Origin of the sequence: Devosia ureilytica, from assembly GCF_024273195.1 — a bacterium.
GTDB lineage: Bacteria > Pseudomonadota > Alphaproteobacteria > Rhizobiales > Devosiaceae > Devosia > Devosia ureilytica.
In genome coordinates this window covers 69,327-89,507 of the sequence record NZ_JAMZCU010000001.1, presented here as the reverse complement: position 1 = coordinate 89,507, position 20,181 = coordinate 69,327, and the positions used below count along the sequence as shown (strand labels likewise).

Sequence of the window (20,181 nt, the reverse complement as noted above, 5' to 3'; positions counted from 1 at the left end):
CCGGCTCCCATGCACTCCCAAACCCCGCCGGGGGCTGGCATGTCATGTGTCGCCGTGACGACCCGCTGAAGTGATTGGTACGGTGGAATCAGTGATCGGAGCACGCTCTACGATCAGATTTGTGCCTGGCAGGGGCTGGGGGACTCGAACCCACGACCCTCGGTTTTGGAGACCGATGCTCTACCAACTGAGCTAAACCCCTTCAGGCGAGGCCGTGTCTAATGGCAAAGCCCGCGCGATGCAAGAGGCTGATTTGGCACGCAGTGGAAAGCCTGGCTGACCATCGCCTCAGCCCTCACGACCTGCCCTGACCGCGGCGGATCGTCGATGGTCAACGGGGCCGGAACTTTTTCCCTTGGAGCGCCAATCGGGGGACCAACTCACCTGCCAGTCGTATTAATTATCTGAAATTTATACGTAATTTCGGCCAGACCTGCGCTGTCTGCGGCCTGGCACTTTGCCACTTTACATATAATAGTACTTTATATAGCGTTCTCTCACCGCTCGAAGCGAATACGCCGGGCGGCCATTGGGAGGATTTCATTGTGAGCATCATAACCAAGCTTGCCCTCGCGGCAGGCCTCGCTACCGCCTTGTCTTCCGGTGCCCTGGCACAGGACATTTCCGGCAAGGTTATCGGCTTTTCGCAGATCGGCTCGGAATCGGGCTGGCGCGCCGCCGAAACGTCCGTGACCCGTCAGCAGGCCGAGGAACGCGGCGTCGATCTCAAGTTCGCTGACGCACAGCAGAAGCAGGAAAACCAGATCAAGGCCATTCGCGGCTTCATCGCCCAGGGCGTTGACGCCATTCTGGTGGCTCCTGTCGTGGCCACTGGCTGGGACGACGTCCTCACCGAAGCCAAGGAAGCCGAGATCCCTGTGATCCTGCTCGACCGCGGCATCGACGCTCCTGAAGACCTGTACCTGACCTCGGTTGCTTCCGATCAGGTACTGGAAGGTCGCGTGGCCGGTGAATGGCTGGTCAGCGAAGTTGCCGGCGAAGACTGCAATGTCGTCGAACTGCAGGGCACCGTGGGCTCCAGCCCTGCCATCAATCGCAAGCAGGGCTTCGAAGAAGGCATCGCCTCCGCCGCCAATGTCACCATCACCCAGAGCCAGACGGGCGATTTCACCCGTTCCAAGGGCAAGGAAGTGATGGAGGCCTTCCTCAAATCGTCCAACGGCGGAGCCGACATCTGCGCGGTCTACGCCCATAACGACGACATGGCCGTTGGCGCCATCCAGGCCATCAAGGATGCCGGCCTCAAGCCAGGCGAGGATATCCTGGTTGTTTCCATCGACGCCGTTCCCGACATCTTCACCGCCATCGCCGCCGGCGAGGCCAATGCCACCGTCGAACTAACCCCGAACATGGCTGGCCCGGCCTTCGACGCCCTGGCTGCCTATTGGGCCGACGGCACCATGCCCGAGAAGTTCATCATCACCGAGTCCAAGCTCTATACGGCCGAGAACGACCCGGCCGGTGAGTACGAGCGCCGCAAGGACCTTGGCTACTAAGCCAAACACTCTAGACTTGTGACAAATGGCAACGAGTCCCCGCCGGCCTGCCGGCGGGGATAAGGCATGACGGCGGCCGCAGGTTGAGCGGCGGGGAGGGGCAATGAGCGATACCGGCTATGCGCTGGAAGCGCGCGGCATCGTCAAGATTTTTGGCAATCACGTAGCGCTCGACGCGGTCGACTTCGGTCTCAGGCCCGGTGAAGTCCACGCCCTGCTGGGGGAAAACGGCGCCGGCAAATCCACCTTGATCAAAATTCTTACCGGCGCCTACCAGCCCGATGGCGGCATGGTGCTGGCTGATGGTGAGCCGGTGCATCTGGACAATCCGCAGCAAGCCCAGACCCACGGCATCGGCACGGTCTATCAAGAGGTCAATCTGCTCCCGAACCGCTCTATCGCGGAGAACCTCTACCTCGGGCACCAGCCGACCCGCTTTGGGCTTGTGGACCGCCGGCGAATGGAAACCGGCGCACGCGGCATTCTCAAGCGCTATGGGCTTGAGATCGACCCATCCAGCGAACTGGGTGCGCATTCAGTCGCCGTGCAACAGATCGTTGCCATTGCCCGGGCGGTGGAACTCTCGGGCAAGGTGCTCATCCTTGACGAACCAACCGCCAGCCTTGACCGCAACGAGGTCGAGCGCCTGTTCGAAATCATCCGAGACCTCAAGGCGCGGGGTCTCGCAGTAGTCTTCATCACCCATTTCCTCGACCAGGTCTTTGCCGTTGCCGACCGGGTGACCATCCTGCGCAATGGCAAGCTGGTGGATACACGCGCGCTTGATGACATGACCCGCACCGATGTTGTGCGGCTGATGCTGGGCAAGGACGTCGCCTTTTCCGGCGCCACAGGCGTCGAGGACGCCCGGCCGATGGGCGAAGTCCTGCTCGATTTCGCCAATTACGGTCGCAAGCGCAGCGTGCATCCCTTCAACCTGACCATCCACAAGGGCGAAGTCATCGGCGTTGCCGGCCTGCTCGGCTCAGGCCGCACGGAAATGGCCCGCATCATGTTTGGTGCCGATTCGGCCGACGAGGGTATCCTGGAGATCGCCGGCAAGAAGACCAGCATCGCCCGTCCCACCGATGCCATTGCCAACGGCTTTGGGTTTTGCCCAGAAGACCGCAAGGCAGAGGGCATTTTCGGCGATTTGTCTGTGCGCGAAAACATCATCATAGCGCTCCAAGGCAAACTGGGTTGGTTCAGCGCCCTCAACCGCGACGAGCAGATGGAAATTGCCGGACGCTTTGGCGAGTCCATGGATATTCGCGCCGCCTCGCTCGACATGCCGATCAAGCTCCTTTCAGGGGGCAATCAGCAAAAAGTCATCCTGTCGCGTTGGCTGGCGACGGACCCGGCATTTCTCATTCTCGACGAGCCCACGCGGGGCATCGATGTCGGCGCCCACGCCGAGATCGTGCGCACCATCAATCGCCTGCGCGACGAGGGCTTGGCCCTGGTGGTCATTTCATCCGAGCTCGACGAAGTCGTTGCCTATTCCTCGCGCATCGTGGTGATGCGCGACCGCGAAATGGTGGCAGAACTGAGCGGCGAAAACATCAACCCCGGCGTGATCGTTCAGGCGATTGCCAATCATCGGGAGGGCCCATCGGCATGATGCGGCGCATTCTCACACCGCTAGCCAATCCGCAGCTGATCGCCCTTGTCGGTGTATTGCTGGTCAACTGGCTGCTGTTCCCCAATTTCTTTCGCATCACCTGGCAGGATGGGCGGCTGTTCGGCAGCCTGATCGACGTTCTCAACCGGGGCGCGCCAGTGGCCATTCTGGCCATTGGCATGGTGGGTGTCATCGCCACCAAAGGCGTCGACCTCTCGGTCGGCGCGGTGATGGCCATGGCGGGCGCGGTGGCCGCGACAATGGTGGTGGCCGGCTATCCAGCACCTGTCGCCGTTGCCGCCGCGCTCGCGGTTGGCCTGGCCTGCGGCCTCTGGAACGGCTTCCTCGTCGCCGTACTGGACATCCAGCCCATCGTCGCCACGCTGGTGCTGATGGTGGCCGGGCGCGGTATCGCCCAGCTCATCACCGAGGGTTTCATCGTCACCTTCACAGATCCGGTGCTGATCTACATCGGCACGGGATCGTTCCTCGGGGTGCCCATGGCGGCGGTGATCGCCATAGCCCTCATGCTTCTCGTGACCCTGCTCGTGCGCAAGACGGCCATCGGCCTCTTTATCGAGGCAGTCGGCGTCAATCGTGCTGCGGCAAGCCTTGCCGGCATTCGCAGCCGCATGCTGCTGATCCTGGTCTATGGTCTTTCGGGGCTCTGTGCGGCCGTGGCCGGCATCATCATCGCGGGCGACATTCGCGGCGCTGACGCCAACAATGCCGGTCTCTGGCTCGAACTCGACGCCATTCTGGCCGTGGTCATTGGCGGCACATCACTGCTCGGGGGCCGGTTCTCGGTGCCGCTGGCCGTGGTGGGGGCCCTGATCATCCAGGCCATGAACACGGGCATCCTGGTCTCGGGCTTCCCGCCCGAATTCAACCTCATCGTCAAGGCGGCACTGATCTTCTTTGTGCTCGTCATTCAGTCCCCACTGGCCAGCCGGATCGTACCAGTGCGCGCCACCGCCCGGGAGGCCCACAAATGAGCCGCAGCATGCGCCCGCTCCTGGCAACGGCCATCATCTTTGTCATCGCCTATGCCTTGGCGGTGATGCAGTTTCCAACCATGTTCTCGACCCGGGTGCTGGGTAATTTCCTCACCGACAATGCCTTTTTGGGCATCACCGCCGTCGGTATGACATTTGTCATCATCTCGGGCGGCATCGACCTTTCGGTGGGGGCGGTCATCGGCTTCACCGGCGTGCTGATCGCGGTTCTGATCAGTTGGGCCGGCTGGCACCCCCTGCCCGCCTTTGCCCTTGCCCTTGCTGTCGCGGCGACATTTGGCGGCGTCATGGGGCTGGCGATCCATTACCTTCAGGTGCCCGCTTTCATTGTGACCCTGGCCGGCATGTTCCTGGCCCGCGGCGGCGCCTCGGTGATCACCCAGGACTCCGTGCCCATCCACCACGACTTCTATGACTGGATTTCCGAACTAATCATCCGCCTGCCCGGCGGCGGACGGCTCAGCTTCATCGGCCTGCTCATGGTGGCTGTGTTCATTTTGGGCGCCTTGCTGGCCCACCGCACCCGCTTCGGCTCCTATGTCTATGCGCTCGGCGGCAACACAGTCTCGGCCTCGCTCATGGGTGTGCCGGTCGCACGCACGACAGTGGGTGTCTATATGCTGTCCTCGGTTCTCGCCGCCTTGGCGGGAATCGTCTTCTCCCTTTATACTTCGGCTGGGTATCCCCTGGCCGCAGTGGGTGTGGAACTCGATGCCATCAGCGCGGTGGTCATTGGCGGAACGCTTCTGACCGGCGGCTATGGCTTCGTGCTTGGCACGTTTATCGGAGTGATGCTGCTGGGCCTGGTACAGACCTACATTATTTTCGACGGGACGTTGTCGAGCTGGTGGACCAAGATCGTCATTGGCGCCCTGCTGTTCCTGTTCATTGTTCTGCAGCGGCTGATCTTTGCAGCCTCGGCACAGGGAGAGAAAGCGTCATAGATGTACGGTTTGCGTTCGGCCGGGGCACGAAGATGCCCCGCCGATAGCGCTGAGAAAGCGCGACCATGATAGAAACTGGCAGCCTCATCCGCTCGCTGTCCGGGCGGCGCGCTGCACGCAATTTCCACACCTTCGTCATTAACGAAATCGGTCATGCCATTGTTACCGGTGCATTTTCCATCGGATCAGTGCTGGCGAGCGATGCGCTGATGATGGAGCAGTACGGCGTCTCCCGCACGGTACTGCGCGAGGCACTGAAAACGCTTGAGGCAAAGGGGCTGGTGGAAGCACGCCCCAAGGTCGGCACCCGCGTCTCGCCACGCAGCCGCTGGAACTTCTTTGATCCCCAAGTGCTGGCCTGGCACTATTACGCAGCGCCCGATCCCGAGCTTTACCAGAGCCTTTTTCGCGTTCGCGGCGCGCTTGAGGCCCCCATGATCGCACTCGCCAGCCGCCACCGGACGGCAGAGCATGTGCGCCTCCTGAAATACTGGTGCCACCAGATGGAGACCGCCGGAGACAGTATCGAGCAATTCGGTCTCGCCTGCCTTGAGGTTCACGGCGTCATCGCCGAAAGCGGGCGTGACCCCCTGCTCCGCTCAACCCTTGGCGTCGTGGAACTGACGCTCGCCCTGGCGCTGACGCGCGACCAGGCCATGCCGAGCGCCAGCTACCGCGACAAGGCCGCCGCTCTGTTCGTGGAATTGACCGCCGCGATCGAGGGCGGCCAGGCCGAGGCCGCTGCGCAGCTCTACGAAGCCTGCCGTCAGCTCGACCAGAGCCAGACGGTCTGACCGGCCTTTATCCTTGCGGGCGAATGCCGAAGCCGCTTAGCCTCGCTTCAACACCAGATTCAGAGGCCCATCATGCAGCTCGACGATCCCAGCCTGTTGCGCCAGAGCGCGCTTGTCGGAGACACCTGGATCGACGCCGAGCCGGCGACCGGCATTGCCGTGACCAACCCGGCCAATGGGGAAACCATTGGCTTTGTGCCCAAGCTCGGCGCCGCCGAAACCCGTGCGGCCCTCGAAGCCGCGCGGATTGCCCAGAAGGGCTGGGCCGCCCGCACCGCCAAGGAGCGATCAAACATTCTCCGGCGCTGGTTCGACCTGATGATCGAAAACCAGACCGATCTGGGACGCATCCTGACGCTCGAACAGGGCAAGCCGCTCAAGGAGGCGATTGGCGAAATCGCCTATGGCGCCAGCTTTATCGAGTGGTTCGCCGAGGAGGCCCGCCGGGTTTATGGCGATCTCATCCCCGGTCATCGGCCAGACGCGCGCATCATGGTGATGAAGCAACCCATCGGCGTCGTTGCGGCGATCACGCCCTGGAACTTTCCAAATGCCATGATCACCCGCAAGGCCGGTCCGGCGCTGGCCGCCGGATGCGCCATGGTGCTCAAACCTGCCTCGCAAACCCCGTTCTCGGCCATTGCGCTGGCCGTTTTGGCGGAACGCGCTGGCGTGCCCGCGGGCCTCTTCAGCGTTGTCACCGGCTCCGCCCGCGAAATCGGCGCAGAAATGACGGCCAGCCCGATTGTGCGCAAACTCACCTTTACCGGTTCCACCGAAGTTGGCGCGGCACTTTACGCTCAAAGCGCCCCAACCATCAAAAAGCTCGGGCTCGAACTGGGCGGCAATGCCCCATTCATCGTCTTTGACGACGCCGACATCGACGCCGCGGTCGATGGTGCGCTGATCGCGAAGTTCCGCAACAATGGTCAGACCTGCGTCTGTGCCAATCGCATCTATGTTCAGGATGGCGTCTATGATGCCTTTTCCGAAAAGCTGGCCAATGCGGTTGGCACGCTCAAGACCGGCAATGGGTTTGACGAGGGCGTGATGCTCGGACCGTTGATCGACAAGGCGGCATTCGACAAGGTCGAGGAGCATGTCGCTGACGCACTGGGCAAGGGCGCAAAAGTGCTTCGTGGCGGCCAGCAGCATGCCCTGGGTGGCACCTTTTACGAACCGACGGTGCTGACCAACGTCACCCCCGACATGGCCGTGGCGAGGGAGGAAACCTTCGGGCCGCTGGCGCCCCTCTTCCGCTTCAAGGACGAGGCCGATGTCATCGCCCAGGCCAATGACACCGAATTCGGTCTCGCCTCCTATTTCTACGCGCGCGACCTCAGCCGGGTCTGGCGGGTTGCCGAGGCCCTGGAATATGGCATGGTCGGGGTCAATACCGGCCTCGTCTCCACCGCCGAAGCGCCATTTGGCGGCATGAAGTCGTCCGGCCTCGGCCGCGAGGGCTCCCGCTACGGCATCGAGGAATTTGTCGAGGTCAAATATGTCTGCCTCGGCGGCATTGCCTGAGCAATTTCAGCTAAGGCGCGATCAGCACCACTGCCCCTGCGGCACGGACCAGTCCGCGGCCAGCTCAGCCACGTGATCGAGCACCGCCACAACCGATCAATTGTAGTTCACCTGCCCCGGCTAACGCCGCCGCGATAGCAAGCGCCGCGGTTGGCCGTTGGACAATCGCGCGGCCACCACCGTTCGCTTGTGGTGCTGCGGCTCAGTCCGCGTCTCGCCCCGCCGGTGCATGGAAAATACCCCGGGCTCCCGCTTCCCCCCCAGCGACCTTGCATCCCGCTCCGGCGCCGTATTGACAGCGCCAAAACGTATGTGCAATCAATTTAAAGCGTTTGCAATTTCCAAAAACAAGAATGCAAACGTTCAAATGGGAGGAGATCGGTCTTGGTGGGAAACCGCGCAAAGACGCTCAAGGAGCTTGCCGAACGGCTGGACGTGTCGATCACGACCGTCTCACGAGCCTTGGCGGGGCATGAGCAGATTGCGCTGAAAACCCGCGAACGGGTCGCAGCAGCGGCGCGGGAGTTGGGCTATATCCCGAACCGGGCCGCCCGCCAGCTCGTATCGGGCCGCAGCAACTTCGTCGGCTTCCTGATGCCGATCCGCGGGCCGAACTTCATCGACTCCTACCTTGGCGAATTTGTAACCGGCCTTGGAGAGGGTCTTGTGTCCCACGGGATGGACCTGTTCCTGGCAACCGTCCAGCAGGGCCAGAACGAGCTCGATGTGCTGCGGCACGTGGTGGAGTCCGGGCGCGCCGACGGCGTGGTCATCCCCCGCGTCGCCGAGGACGACCCCCGCCTGACCTATCTGGCCATGCATGACTTTCCGGCCATCGCCCATGGCCGCCTGCTCAATCCGTCCGTCGCCTACAACTGGCTGGATTCGGACGGCGAGGCCGCCTTCAGCGAAATATTCGACCTGCTCTACGATCAGGGGCATCGCCACATCGGCCTTGTCACCATTTCCGACCGCATGACCTTCCGCCACTATCGCGAGGCCGGCCTCCAGAACGCCATCGCACGGCGCGGCGACCGTTCGGTTCGGCTCTCGGTCGAGGGCTTTCCACGCTTTGATCGGGGTGCCAGCGTTGCGGCGGTCAATCGAATGCTGGCGCTGCCTGACCGGCCTACGGCCATGATCGGGCTCTTTGACGAGATCGCCATGACCATTCTGGAAGAAGCGGCGCGGGCGGGCATTTCGGTGCCTCGCGACCTCTCGGTCGTTGGCTTCGACAACATCATTGCGGGCGCCTACGCGCCACCGGGATTGACCACTTTCGATGCCAATATTCGCTCCAGCGCGCGGGAGATTGCGAACATGCTGGTCGATGTCATTGAAGGACGCGCTGCTACGCCAATCAGCCGGCTGGTGCGACCTCAATTGGTGCTGAGAGCCAGCCATGGCCCTGCACCAAAAGGCCTCTGAGCACAGGAAAAACCAAGGGAGGTATCCTGATGAAAACGACGAAGACACTGCTAGGCGCAGCCGCGCTTGCCTTGATGGCGGCGGTTCCCGCCCAGGCCCAGGTGCTGTTCTGGTCGACCCAGGCGGCGCCTGTTGAAGAAACCCAGAAGATGCGAGAGGACGTGTTGGCTGGTTTCGAAGGAGGAGTCGACTTCCAGCCCCAGGAAGTGGGCCCGTTCATCACCCGACTCGAGGCCGAAATCAGCGCCGGCTCAGGCAATATCGGCGTAGTGGGTGCGTTGCATGGCGACCTCTCGACCTATGCGGACGCATGGGTTGACCTCTCCGATGTCGACCTCTCCGGCGTGGCCGTCAGCGAAGCTTTCCTTGAGTTGGGCAAGCTGGGCACTGACGAGCAGAAATATCTGCCCTGGATGCAGGCCAACTATGTGATGGCCGCCAACAAGCAGGCGCTGGAATATCTGCCCGAGGGCGCCGACATCAACGCGCTGACTTACGACCAGCTGGTTGACTGGGCCCAGGCCATGGCCGAAGACACCGGATCGCCCAAGTTTGGTTTCCCGGCGGGCCCACAGGGCCTCAAGCACCGCTTCTTTCAGGGCTTCCTGATCCCATCCTTCGCCGGCTCAACTGTGACCAAGTTCGCCTCGGATGAGGCCGCTGCTGGTTGGGAAGTCTTCAAGGAACTCTGGCAGTACACTAACCCTGCCTCGACCAACTACGCCTTCATGCAGGAGCCATTGCTGAGCGGCGACGTCTGGGTGGCGTTTGACCACATTGCCCGGCTGGCCGATGCCTTCAACCAGCGCCCCGATGACTTTGTCGCCTTCCCCGCGCCTGCTGGCCCGATGGGACGCGGCTTCATGCCAGTGCTGGCCGGTGTTGCCGTTCCGGCAAGTGCCCCCGATGTCGAGGCCGCAAAGGCGCTGGTGCAATACATGCTGCAGCCTGACACGCAGGTCGCGACGCTTCTGGCCACCAACTTCTACCCGGTGACAGATGCGCCACTGCCCGCCGAACTGCCGGCCTCCGCCCGCGCGCTCGGTCCGGCGATCACGGCAATGACCACGTCTGCCGATGCGCTGCCGGCCCTGTTGCCAGTGGGACTGGGCGACATGGGTGGCCAGTTCAACCAGGTCTATACCGACACCTTTGAGCGCATCGTCCTGGGCAATCAGCCAATAGCCGATGTTCTGGCCCAACAGGCTGACACGCTGCGCAGCGTCATGGAACAGGCCAATGCACCGTGCTGGCTGCCTGACGCACCGTCCGAAGGGCCCTGCCCGGTCGACTAAACTTCTCCGCTCCCAAGCCAACTGCCCGACGCTTCGGCGCCGGGCAGTAACCAGCCACAATCCCGGAGATACGCCATGCCAGCCAGGTTTTTGCCCTATCTGATGCTCCTGCCGGCGACGATCTTCCTGCTGGTGTTTTTCGTGTACCCATTCATCCAGATTGCCATTCTGGCAGTCACGCAGGACGGCGGCTTTTCGCTTCAGCCCATCACCACCATGGCGACGCACTGGAAGTTCAATGCGGCGCTGGGTTGGACGGTGCTGCTGGCCGCCGTGGTCGTGCCGTTGCAACTGGTCATGGCGCTCTCCATGGCAACCATCGTGACCAAGCTCAAAACCGGGCGCAGCACGATCCTTTACATCTTCTCGATACCCCTGGGCCTGTCGGACCTGGCCGCCGGCATCGTCTGGCTCGCCATCTTTGAACAGTCGGGCTTTCTCAACTCCATGCTGGCCGGCCTCGGGGTCATCGAACAGCCGATCCTGTTCCTGGGCTACCAGAACATCTGGGTGATATTCCTCGCCGTCGTGCTGGCCGAGCTTTGGCGCGCCACCGCCATCGTCATGGTCATCCTGGTTTCGGGCATGGGGCTCATTCCCAAGGAATATTACGAGGCCGGCGAAGTGTTTGGCGCCAATGGCTGGCAGCGCTTCTGGCGCATTACCCTGCCCTTGCTGCGACCCAGCCTGCAGTCCGCGCTGATCCTGCGCACTTTGGCGGCATTTGAGGTGTTTGCCGTGGTCACGGCCCTCGGCGGCACGACCCTGCCCGTCCTGATGGGCGAAACCTTCAACTGGCAGTTCGCCATGCAGGACCGCAACGTCGCTTCGGCCTATGCGCTGGTCATCCTGGGCATATCCATCGCCGCAACCCTGTTCTTCCTGCGCGCTCTGCGCGTCCCCAAAGGAGCAACAATATGAGCAATCCGACGGTTGATGTGCCTCGGACAGTATCGGCAGGAGGCGCCGGGCGTTTTCTGATCTGGGCGTCCATTGTGCTGCTCTGCGCCTGGGTGCTCGTTCCGATCTATCTTTTGATGGTCAATGCCCTTTCGTCACCCGCGCAGGTGAGCGGCTTTCCAAAGTCAGGCCTGCCAGGCTTCGATTTTGCGTCCCTGCAGTTTTTTGCCGGTTTTGCCGGCGTCGCCAAGGCCCTGTGGAACTCGATCCTTGTGGCCGTCCTGACCATGGCGCTGTCTATCGGCATTGGCGCCCCTGCAGGCTATGCCCTGTCGCGCTTCGACTTCCCGGGCAAGGAAGTGTTCCGAATGCTGGTCGTCATGACCCGCGCCTTCCCGCTGCCGCTCCTGGCCCTGCCCCTTGCCGTCATGTTCATCCGTACCGGCCTTGACGACACCGCTCTCGGCCTTGCGCTGGTGCATACCGTGCTCGCCATTCCCTTTGCGGTCCTCATTACCTTCTCGCTGTTCTCCGGCATTCCGCTGGAGCTCGAAGAGGCGGCGTGGACGCTGGGCTGCAACCGTTGGCAGGCCTTTCAAAGGGTCGTGCTTCCGCTGGTGCTCCCTGGCATTGCGGCCTCGGCGGTCTTTGCCTTCACAATCTCATGGAATGAGGTTTTCGCGGCGGCCGTGCTGACGATCGAGAACCGTACCTTGCCGGCGTTCCTCATTCAGAACCTCAACGTGTCCCCACTTCACCTCAAGTTCGCCGGCGGAGCCGCGATGGTCATTCCCGCACTCATCTTCATCTTCGCCGTTCGCAAATACCTGTTTGCGATGTGGGGCATCGCCAACAGGTAAGGAGGGTCTCATGGCCGAAATCGTCATCAAGAATGTTGCCAAGCGCTTTGGCTCATTCACCGCGCTGCACTCCATCGACCTGACCATTGCCGACCAGGAATTCATGGTCCTGCTGGGCGCTTCGGGCTGCGGCAAGACGACCCTGCTGCGCATCATCGCCGGGCTGGAGACGCCCAGCCAGGGCGAGGTGTGGATTGGTGGCCGACGGGTGGACCACCTCCCCCCGCGCGAACGCGGCATCGCCATGGTCTTCCAGAATTATGCGGTCTTCCCGCACCTGACCGTGTTCGAGAACATTGCCTTCGGGTTGCGCATGAAGAAGCTGCCGCAGGCCGAGGTCGACGCACGGGTCAATCGCACGGCCGAGCTCATGCATATCGAACAATTGCTCAGGCGCTATTCCGGCCAGCTCTCGGGCGGACAGCGGCAGCGCGTTGCAGTGGCCCGCGCCCTGGCCATGGAGCCCGATGTCATCCTGATGGACGAACCGTTGTCCAATCTCGACGCTCTTCTGCGCCTCGAAATGCGGGCCGAGCTCAAAGGGGTTCTCGCCAATTCCAAGACCACCACCATCTATGTCACCCATGATCAGGTGGAGGCCATGTCCCTTGCTGACCGCATCTCGGTGATGAACGGCGGCAAGATCGTCCAGGCCGCCAGCCCGGTGGAGGTCTATCGCAATCCAGCGGCGCGCTTTGTCGGCAGCTTCATCGGCAATCCTCCGATGAATTTCCTCCCGGCCAATCGGTCAGCGGCGGGTCAATGGTCGGTGGCAGGGCTTGATGTCCCCGGCCCGGCAGCAGGTGACGCGCTCGAATTTGCCATTCGACCTGAGGACCTGACCGTCGCGGCGGAAGGCTTTGCGGCAACGGCGCGCGTGGTTGAGCCGCTTGGCGCTCATACCCTGGTTACCGCCGAGGTCGGCGGGCAAATGTTCCGCGCCGTGTTGGACAGCGATCTCAAGGTCTCGCCAGGCGATGAACTGCGCCTGTCGCCCAAGGCCGACCGCATCCGCTGGTTCAATCGGGAAACGGGCCTGGCGGCCGGCTGAGGGCAGGACCTGATCCATGTCTGGTATGACGCAGACCCACCCGGACGACGACCATGGCACACTCCATTCCTTCACCGGAGCAGGATCGTGATCGCGCGCGACGCCATGCGGGCGACTGCAATCGACATTCTGCGCGAGAATAATCGCGGAGCCTACACGGTCCCCTCCAAGGGCCTCTACCCGTTCCAGTGGAACTGGGACAGTTGCTTCACCGCGCTCGGGCAGTCCCACTACGACCCTGATCGCGCCTGGACCGAGCTGGAAACCCTCATGGACAGCCAGTGGGCGGACGGCATGGTCCCCCATATGGTGTTTCATGAACCGGCGCCCGGTTACTTCCCCGGCCCCGAGGTGTGGGACACCAGACGCCAGGCGACGCCCACATCCGGCATTACCCAACTCCCTGTCGCTGGCTTTGCAGTGCATGCGCTCTGGAAGCGATCAAAAGACCTGACCGATCGCGATGATCGGGCCCGGACCCTGATCGCAAAACTGGATCGCTGGCACGGCTGGTTCTACCGGACGCGCGACCCCCAGCGCACTGGCCTCGTCGCCGTCATTCACCCTTGGGAGTCGCGCGATAACACAATCGATTGGGATGAAGGCTTTGAGCGCGTGCCGACCGATGGTGTCCTGCCCTACAGCCGCAATGACACCAAGCACGCCGACCCCGAAACACGCCCCACCAAGGCGCAATATGACCGCTACCTGTGGCTGGTGCAGCATTTCCGGTCGATGAACTGGGAGTCCACGCGCACCCACGACGCCTCGCCATTCCAGATCGTCGATCCGGGGTTCAACGCAATCCTGATCCGTTCCGCGCTGGAAACGGCTGCACTGGCGAAGGTGCTCGGCGAGCAGGCCATCGCATCGCGCAATGCAGAATGGGCCGCGTTGGGGCTGCGCGCCCTTGAGACTCTTTGGGACGACGAGGCTGGACAATATCAGCCCTATGATCGGGTCGGGCAAAAGCTGCTCCACAGCCCTTCCATCGGCGGGCTTATTCCGCTTTTTGCCCCCATTCCTCAAGTCCGGGTCGCCGAATTGGTGAAAACGCTCCAGGCCATTAGCCCGTATGTGCGCTTCCTGGTGCCCAGCCATGATCCGCGCGATCCCCGGTTCGACATCAGGCGCTACTGGCGTGGGCCGGTCTGGCTCGTCTGCAACTACCTGATTGCCGATGGCCTGCGCCAGGCGGGCGAAGCCGACCTGGCCAACCGCATCATCAAGGACAGCCTGGGGCTGATCGAAGCGGGTGGGTTCTCGGAATATTACGACCCGGTTACCGGGGCACCCCTGGGTGGCGGGCGCTTCAGTTGGACGGCTGCCATGGTGCTGGAGTTAACATCGGCCGCGCCATGAAGACATTTCTCGATCACGCCCGATCCAAAAATACCCTGTCGGCCTTCGGCGACAGCATGACCGCCGGCGCGTCCATATCCGAAAGCGCCAGGTGGGCCAATCTGTTCGCGGGCAAGGCGGGACTTGCCCTGCGCAACAAGGGTATTAGCGGCACGCTCATGCAAGGCTCGCCCGACGCCAGCGGCATGCCGCGAGCCGAAAATGGCGTCACTCGCTACCAGCGCGACCTGCTCGGCAAAGACCGGAGCGACCTGGTCGCAATTCTCTACGGTTGCAATGATGCCCGCTATGTCGCGGCGCCTGCGACCATCAATCGCAACGGACTGGTGCGCGACTACACGATGGTCATAGAGGGACTGCTGGCTGGGGGCTTCGACCCATCGGACATCTGCATCGGAAGCCCGTTCTATGTCACCGACGAAGGCTTTGGCGTTGGTGGCGCGGAGTTCTCTGGCCAATCTCGCGCTGAATATGACCGCCATGTCGACAGCATTCGCGCCATCGCCACCCGTTTCAAGACGTTTTATGCGCCGGTGAATGAAGCCACCGCAGCGCAAGGCGGGGCGTTGATCCTGCCCGACAAAATTCACCCGAGCGCAAAAGGACATGCAGTCATCGCTGCCGCCTTTGCGTCCGCCCAGATTATTTGAACGAGCGCCGGAGACCAACATGAACGCGCAGGACACATCCAAAATCCGCGACCTGGCGATAGAGGTCCTCAAGGAAAATGACCGCGGGCACTACACCGTGCCCACCAAGGGGCTCTATCCATTTCAATGGAACTGGGATTCTTGCTTCACCGCCCTGGGCCAGGCTCACTTCGACGAGAGCCGGGCCTGGACAGAAATCGAAACCCTGTTCGAGCATCAGTGGCCCGATGGCATGGTGCCGCATATCGTCTTCCATCTGCTCGACGATGGCTATTTTCCCGGCGCCGATGTGTGGGACACCAAGCGCCCCACGCCGACCTCGGGGATTACCCAGCCCCCCATTGCCGGCTTCGCGCTCCGCCAACTTTATGAGCGCACCACGGACCGCGCCATGGCGGACCGGCGCGCGCGCGCGCTGCTGCCAAAAATCGAGAAATGGTCGGCCTGGTTCTATGCCAATCGCGATCCGCATGGTGAGGGTTTGGTTGCAATCCTCCACCCATGGGAAGCAGGCCGCGACAATTCCATCGACTGGGACGAGGCTTTCGAGCGCGTTCCGACAGACGGCATCGCGCCCTACAAACGGCGCGACACCCAGCATGCCGACCCGGCGCACCGCCCGACCAAGGAGCAGTATGACCGCTACCTTTGGCTTGTGGAACATTTCCGCGGGCTGGGCTGGGACAATACCAAGCTGCACGACGCCTCGCCGTTCCAGATCGTGGACCCAGGCTTCAACGCCATACTGATCCGCGGATGCGAGGATCTGGCATCGGTTGCCGAAGCCCTTGGCGACATGGACACGGCCAGGCGCAACCGTGACCGGGCGGCCAAGGGCCTTGCCGCACTCGAAGCACTCTGGAGCGACAGGCATGGACAATATCTGTGCCTCGACCGCGTCTCGGGCAAGCTGGTCGACAGCGCCTCAATCGGCGGATTGATCCCCGTTTTCGCGGCCATTCCAGCAGAGCGTGCCGAGGCGATTGGCACCATCATCCAGCGGCAGGCCGAAAAGCTGAAATATGTCGTAGCCAGCCACGATCCGAACGATGACCGGTTTGACGCCAAGCGCTACTGGCGCGGCCCGGTCTGGCTGGTGTGCAATTTCCTGATCGTCAACGGGTTCCTCAAGGCCGGCCGGCAAGAGGAAGCAGACCTCATAACGCGCTCCAGCCTGGAGCTGATCGAACAATCGGGCTTTGCCGAATATTACGACCCCTATACTGGCGAACCCTGCGGCGGGGGACGGTTCACCTGGACAGCGGCAATGGTGCTCGAGTTTCTATCGTCATCGAACCGGGGCCAGAAGTGAACCGAGCCCTTGTACTGACTGGCGTCCGGCAGCTGGCTTTTGAGGATTTACCGCACTCCGATCTGATGTCCGATCAGGTGCGCCTCAAAACGCTCTATTCCGGTGTCAGTGCAGGTACCGAGCTCAGTCAATATCGGGCCACATCACCCTATATGGCCCGCCACTGGGATGCAGAACGCCGCGTGTTCCGCGAAGGCGACCCCAGTTGGTCGTTCCCGGTTCGCAACCTCGGCTATGAGGAAGTGGGAGAAATCGTCGAAATCGGCACCGCGGTCACAGGTCTTGCCGTCGGCGACCGCGTCTTTGGCACATGGGGACACCGCACTGCCCACGTGATGAGTGAACGCGACATTGGCGAACGCATCATGCCATCGGGCGCCGACCCGCGCTTCGGGATATTCTCCCATATCGGAGCAGTCGCCGTTAACGGCGTGCACGACGCCAAAATTCGCCTCGGTGATCTTGTTGTGGTCTTCGGCCTGGGCGTTCCCGGGCAGATCGTGGTGCAAGCCGCCAGAGCCTCCGGCGCGACGGTGATTGGCGTGGACCCGGTGCCACTCCGCCGCGCCATGGCCCAGCGCATGGGGGCCAGCAAGACCCTGGACCCCAACACCGATGAAGTCGCCGATGCGGTCAAGGATTTGAATGGCGGTGCCGGCGCCGATATTTGCATCGAGGTTTCCGGTTTCCCGCCTGCCCTCGCCGAAGCCATGCGAACGGTTTGCTATGCGGGCCGGGTGGTTGCCATGGGGTTCTTTCAGGGGGAAACGCGTGGCCTGCAACTGGGCGACGAGTTCCACCACAACCGGATCGAACTGATCTCGAGCCAGATTTCAGGGGTCGCGCCCGAAGCCAGCCACCGCTGGAGCAAGCCTCGGCTGTGGAAGACCGCCGTTCGCTTGCAGCATGAGGGCCGGCTCGACCTGCTGCCGCTCATCACCGACACCGTACCGTTTGAGGATGCGCCAGCGCTCTTTGATCGCCTCGACAAGGGCGACACCGATGTCCTTCAGTCGGTTCTGGAATTTGGAGACCAGTCGTGACGCTGCGTGTGGGCCTTCTTGGCACTGGAGGGATCGGCGCCCGCCACGCTGATGCAGTGCTTGCAGTTCCCGAACTGGAGCTGGTCGCCTGTTGCGGCCGGGATGCGGCACGCACTGGGACGTTCACAGCGCCCCGTAAGGCTGTCTCCTATACGGATCTGTTGCTGATGCTCGCCCGCGAAAGGCTCGACCTTCTGATCGTCGCCCTGCCGCCGTTCGCCCATGACGGACAAGTTGAGCAAGCTGCGCGCGCTGGTGTTCACCTGCTGGTCGAAAAGCCGATCGCACTCGCCCAGGCAAAGGCTGATGCCATGGTGGTGGCCACCGCCGATGTCGTCGCCGCTTGCGGCTTCATGTACCGCTTCGGCAGTGCGGTCGAACGCTGGGACCAGTTGCGCGATGGCGGCGCGACAGGCCGCATCGCGCATTTCTCCGGCTCCTTTCACTGCAATGCCCTCCATGCACAATGGTGGCGCGACAGGGCGCTCTCCGGCGGGCAAATGGTGGAGCAGCTGATCCATATCGTCGATCTCGCCCGGCACAATCTGGGGATGCCGCGCTCGGTCTTTGCCAGCGCCGGCCGATTTGGTCATGCCGATGTGCCCGGCTATACGAGCGAGGACATCAGCGCCCTGATCCTGACCTATGACAACGGCGCCATTGCGGTTCTTCACGCATCCAATCTGGCCGTGCCGGGCCGGTGGACCAAGCAGTGGCAGATCATTGGTGAGGCCATGGTGGGTCAGTTTTCCGACTGGAACAGGGCCGAATTCACATCCACTGCAACGGATGGAACGACTGAACATATCAGCGCCGACACTGACCCATTTGTTGCCCAGTTGCAGGATGTAGGCGCGGCAATCCGCATGGGCCGGAAGCCCCGCGTCCCCCTCAAGGACGGCGCAGACACGCTTCGCATCGTGCTGGCGGCACAACGTTCCGCGGACGAAAAGCGGGAGATTTTTCTGTGATCCTCGATCCCTCAGGTCCGAGCATCGCTCTCGGCGGCATTTTGCTCGACAAGCTCGCGCCCCTGATCGATGGCGTGATGCCCGAATTTGAGCTTGAGGCCGCCAACTCGGAGGGAGCCGTCTGGGCGCTGGAAGATGGCAGCCGCTTCACACTCCGCTTGTCCCAGGATCGATTGACGCTTGGCCTCTCGGCGTTTGACGGCGAAAAACGGCTTTCCGCCATTGGTCTTCGTATCGGTCAAGTCTTCAATGTCCGGCAATATCTGCGAAACGGCTATATGAGCTGGGACGGCAGCTATTTTGTGCAGCCCGATACAGCGCGAGAGGTGGTCGCATCCGATCCGGCCATAGCCAGCGGTTACGCCATGACGGCCTTGCTGCCCCATGACGGCGCGGGCGCCGTTGTTCTGGGATTTCTGCGGCATGACCGCTTTCAGTCGCGGTTCACGTTCGACTTCGCCTCGGGTCCGCTGTCCATTAATGTGGAAACACTCATCGACCGGAAGCCGCTTCAGGGCGAAATCCGCGCCGAGCCCCTGGCACTGTTCCACGGCGACGCGGTCGAGCCCGCTTTGCGACAATGGGCCGAAACGGTTGCCGCCAACGCCCCAATTCCACCACGCATTCCTGAGCGCAGGATCACCGGCTGGAGCTCCTGGTACAATCTTTATGCGTCGCTCGACGAACCCGTCCTTCTCGACCACCTCGACGCCGCGGCGCGCTTTCGGGACGCTTACCGGGTCCCCTTCGACATCTTCCAGATTGACGACGGGTTTACCCCGGAAATGGGCGACTGGCTGGACTTCCGGCCGCAGTTCCCCCAGGGCATTGCCCCCGTGATGCGCGCCGCCGTCGCGAAGGGATTTACTCCGGGCCTGTGGATCGCCCCCTTCATGGTGGGCAATCGCTCAAGGCTGTTCTCCGAGCATCCAGATTGGGTGGTTCGCAGCCGCGCGGACGGAATGCCGCTGGCGCCCATGACCTTTTATGGCGAGTTCCGCTGGCACAAGCGCAGCGAAGAATACTACGTGCTCGATATCACCCATCCCGGGGCTGAGGCCTATATGCGCAAGGTTTTCCGCACCTGGGCAAAGGACTGGGGTTGCGGCTACTTCAAGGCCGACTTTCTCCACCTGGGCTCGACCTATGGTCCCGACGAGGCCATCTGGCATCAAGCCGATCTCACGCGCATCGAAATCTGGATGAGGATGATCCGCCTGATCCGCGAAGAGATCGGCGATGCCCTGTTGCTGTGCTGCGGTTCGCCCCTCTGGGCGCCGGTCGGCTACACCGATGCCATGCGGATCGGCAGAGACGTCGGCGTATCCTGGACGGGTCACTATTCGGCCCAATCACTGCTGCGGGACCAGACCGCCCGCAATTTTGGCAATGGCTTGCTCTGGCAGTCTGACCCGGACTGCATCCTGCTCCGCGAGCGGTTTCATCATCTGGACGACAATCAAATCCGCTCACTCGCCCATTTTGCCGGGCTAACCGGTGGCGTTGTCATGACCAGCGATCACCTCGACGAGGTATCGGAGGAACGCAAGCAGCTGCTGGCCGAAAGTCTCGGCGGTGGCAGGCCATTCCAATGCTCTTTTCCCGAACTGGGCAGGAGCGACCTGCACTATGAGATTGGCACCTATCCCAATGGCAAGCCCATGGCCGTCGCGACGGCGGACCCCGTGCTGGTGCAACGCGCCCCCACCCCCAGCGGCGCTACGGTCGTCAACGTCTTCAACACCGGGGACTTGCCCGCGACGCGGTTGATGCCTGAGGGGCATGGCGAAGGACCATCCGCGCAGACCGATGCCGGGCGCGACCAATTCCTGAACCTGGCGCCTTATCAGTCGCTGCAGATCGTTTTGGACGACTAGACGACCGCCAAAG

17 protein-coding genes and 1 tRNA gene are annotated in these 20,181 nt (G+C 62.4%); 17 read left to right on the top strand and 1 reads right to left on the bottom strand.

Translation table 11 applies throughout. The annotated features are described in order from the left end of the window. Nucleotides 1-126: 126 nt before the first annotated feature. Nucleotides 127-202 (bottom strand) — tRNA-Trp (locus NIM87_RS00425). A gap of 343 nt (nucleotides 203-545) precedes the next feature. On the opposite strand from NIM87_RS00425, the gene ytfQ reads away from it, so the two are divergent. From ytfQ to NIM87_RS18670, 17 genes are all read left to right on the top strand, one after another. Further along, nucleotides 546-1,517, top strand: a complete 972-nt coding sequence (ytfQ, locus tag NIM87_RS00420; protein WP_332017491.1) for a galactofuranose ABC transporter, galactofuranose-binding protein YtfQ — start codon at nucleotides 546-548, stop codon at nucleotides 1,515-1,517. Between the two features lie 103 nt (nucleotides 1,518-1,620). Continuing rightward, complete coding sequence (locus NIM87_RS00415; RefSeq protein ID WP_254672667.1) at nucleotides 1,621-3,138, top strand: sugar ABC transporter ATP-binding protein; 1,518 nt, start codon at nucleotides 1,621-1,623, stop codon at nucleotides 3,136-3,138. Further along, nucleotides 3,135-4,133, top strand: coding sequence for an ABC transporter permease (locus NIM87_RS00410; protein ID WP_254672666.1), 999 nt, complete (start codon nucleotides 3,135-3,137; stop codon nucleotides 4,131-4,133). Before NIM87_RS00415 ends, NIM87_RS00410 begins: the two co-directional genes overlap by 4 nt. Continuing rightward, complete coding sequence (gene yjfF, locus NIM87_RS00405) at nucleotides 4,130-5,098, top strand: galactofuranose ABC transporter, permease protein YjfF (RefSeq protein WP_254672665.1); 969 nt, start codon at nucleotides 4,130-4,132, stop codon at nucleotides 5,096-5,098. Before NIM87_RS00410 ends, yjfF begins: the two co-directional genes overlap by 4 nt. 65 nt (nucleotides 5,099-5,163) lie before the next feature. Continuing rightward, complete coding sequence (locus tag NIM87_RS00400) at nucleotides 5,164-5,892, top strand: FadR/GntR family transcriptional regulator (protein WP_254672664.1); 729 nt, start codon at nucleotides 5,164-5,166, stop codon at nucleotides 5,890-5,892. A gap of 72 nt (nucleotides 5,893-5,964) precedes the next feature. After that, nucleotides 5,965-7,419, top strand: coding sequence for an NADP-dependent succinate-semialdehyde dehydrogenase (gabD, locus tag NIM87_RS00395; protein ID WP_254672663.1), 1,455 nt, complete (start codon nucleotides 5,965-5,967; stop codon nucleotides 7,417-7,419). 387 nt (nucleotides 7,420-7,806) lie between these two features. After that, the gene (locus NIM87_RS00390) at nucleotides 7,807-8,847 is read left to right on the top strand and encodes a LacI family DNA-binding transcriptional regulator (RefSeq protein ID WP_254672662.1); all 1,041 of its coding nucleotides are present in this window, start codon (nucleotides 7,807-7,809) and stop codon (nucleotides 8,845-8,847) included. A gap of 29 nt (nucleotides 8,848-8,876) precedes the next feature. Next, nucleotides 8,877-10,142, top strand: coding sequence for an ABC transporter substrate-binding protein (locus NIM87_RS00385; protein WP_254672661.1), 1,266 nt, complete (start codon nucleotides 8,877-8,879; stop codon nucleotides 10,140-10,142). A 75-nt stretch (nucleotides 10,143-10,217) separates the two neighbouring features. After that, nucleotides 10,218-11,063, top strand: a complete 846-nt coding sequence (locus NIM87_RS00380; protein WP_254672660.1) for a carbohydrate ABC transporter permease — start codon at nucleotides 10,218-10,220, stop codon at nucleotides 11,061-11,063. Beyond that, nucleotides 11,060-11,902, top strand: a complete 843-nt coding sequence (locus tag NIM87_RS00375) for a carbohydrate ABC transporter permease (protein ID WP_254672659.1) — start codon at nucleotides 11,060-11,062, stop codon at nucleotides 11,900-11,902. The genes NIM87_RS00380 and NIM87_RS00375 overlap by 4 nt, the downstream gene beginning before the upstream one ends. 10 nt (nucleotides 11,903-11,912) lie before the next feature. After that, entirely contained in the window at nucleotides 11,913-12,953 is a 1,041-nt protein-coding gene (locus NIM87_RS00370) for an ABC transporter ATP-binding protein (RefSeq protein ID WP_254672658.1), read from the top strand. Nucleotides 12,954-13,040: 87 nt separating this feature from the next. Beyond that, on the top strand, nucleotides 13,041-14,315 hold the full coding sequence (locus NIM87_RS00365) for an amylo-alpha-1,6-glucosidase (RefSeq protein WP_254672657.1): 1,275 nt from the start codon (nucleotides 13,041-13,043) through the stop codon (nucleotides 14,313-14,315). Further along, nucleotides 14,312-14,965: an SGNH/GDSL hydrolase family protein gene (locus NIM87_RS00360; RefSeq protein WP_254672656.1), complete on the top strand. Its 654-nt coding sequence runs from the start codon at nucleotides 14,312-14,314 to the stop codon at nucleotides 14,963-14,965. Before NIM87_RS00365 ends, NIM87_RS00360 begins: the two co-directional genes overlap by 4 nt. 19 nt (nucleotides 14,966-14,984) lie before the next feature. Beyond that, a complete protein-coding gene (locus tag NIM87_RS00355; protein WP_254672655.1) occupies nucleotides 14,985-16,277 on the top strand; it encodes an amylo-alpha-1,6-glucosidase in 1,293 nt (430 codons plus the stop codon). Beyond that, a complete protein-coding gene (locus NIM87_RS18675) occupies nucleotides 16,274-17,320 on the top strand; it encodes a zinc-dependent alcohol dehydrogenase (protein ID WP_254672654.1) in 1,047 nt (348 codons plus the stop codon). Before NIM87_RS00355 ends, NIM87_RS18675 begins: the two co-directional genes overlap by 4 nt. Continuing rightward, a complete protein-coding gene (locus NIM87_RS00345) occupies nucleotides 17,317-18,291 on the top strand; it encodes a Gfo/Idh/MocA family protein (RefSeq protein ID WP_254672653.1) in 975 nt (324 codons plus the stop codon). The genes NIM87_RS18675 and NIM87_RS00345 overlap by 4 nt, the downstream gene beginning before the upstream one ends. Continuing rightward, nucleotides 18,288-20,168, top strand: coding sequence for a glycoside hydrolase family 36 protein (locus tag NIM87_RS18670; RefSeq protein ID WP_254672652.1), 1,881 nt, complete (start codon nucleotides 18,288-18,290; stop codon nucleotides 20,166-20,168). Before NIM87_RS00345 ends, NIM87_RS18670 begins: the two co-directional genes overlap by 4 nt. The last annotated feature ends 13 nt before the right edge of the window (nucleotides 20,169-20,181 follow it).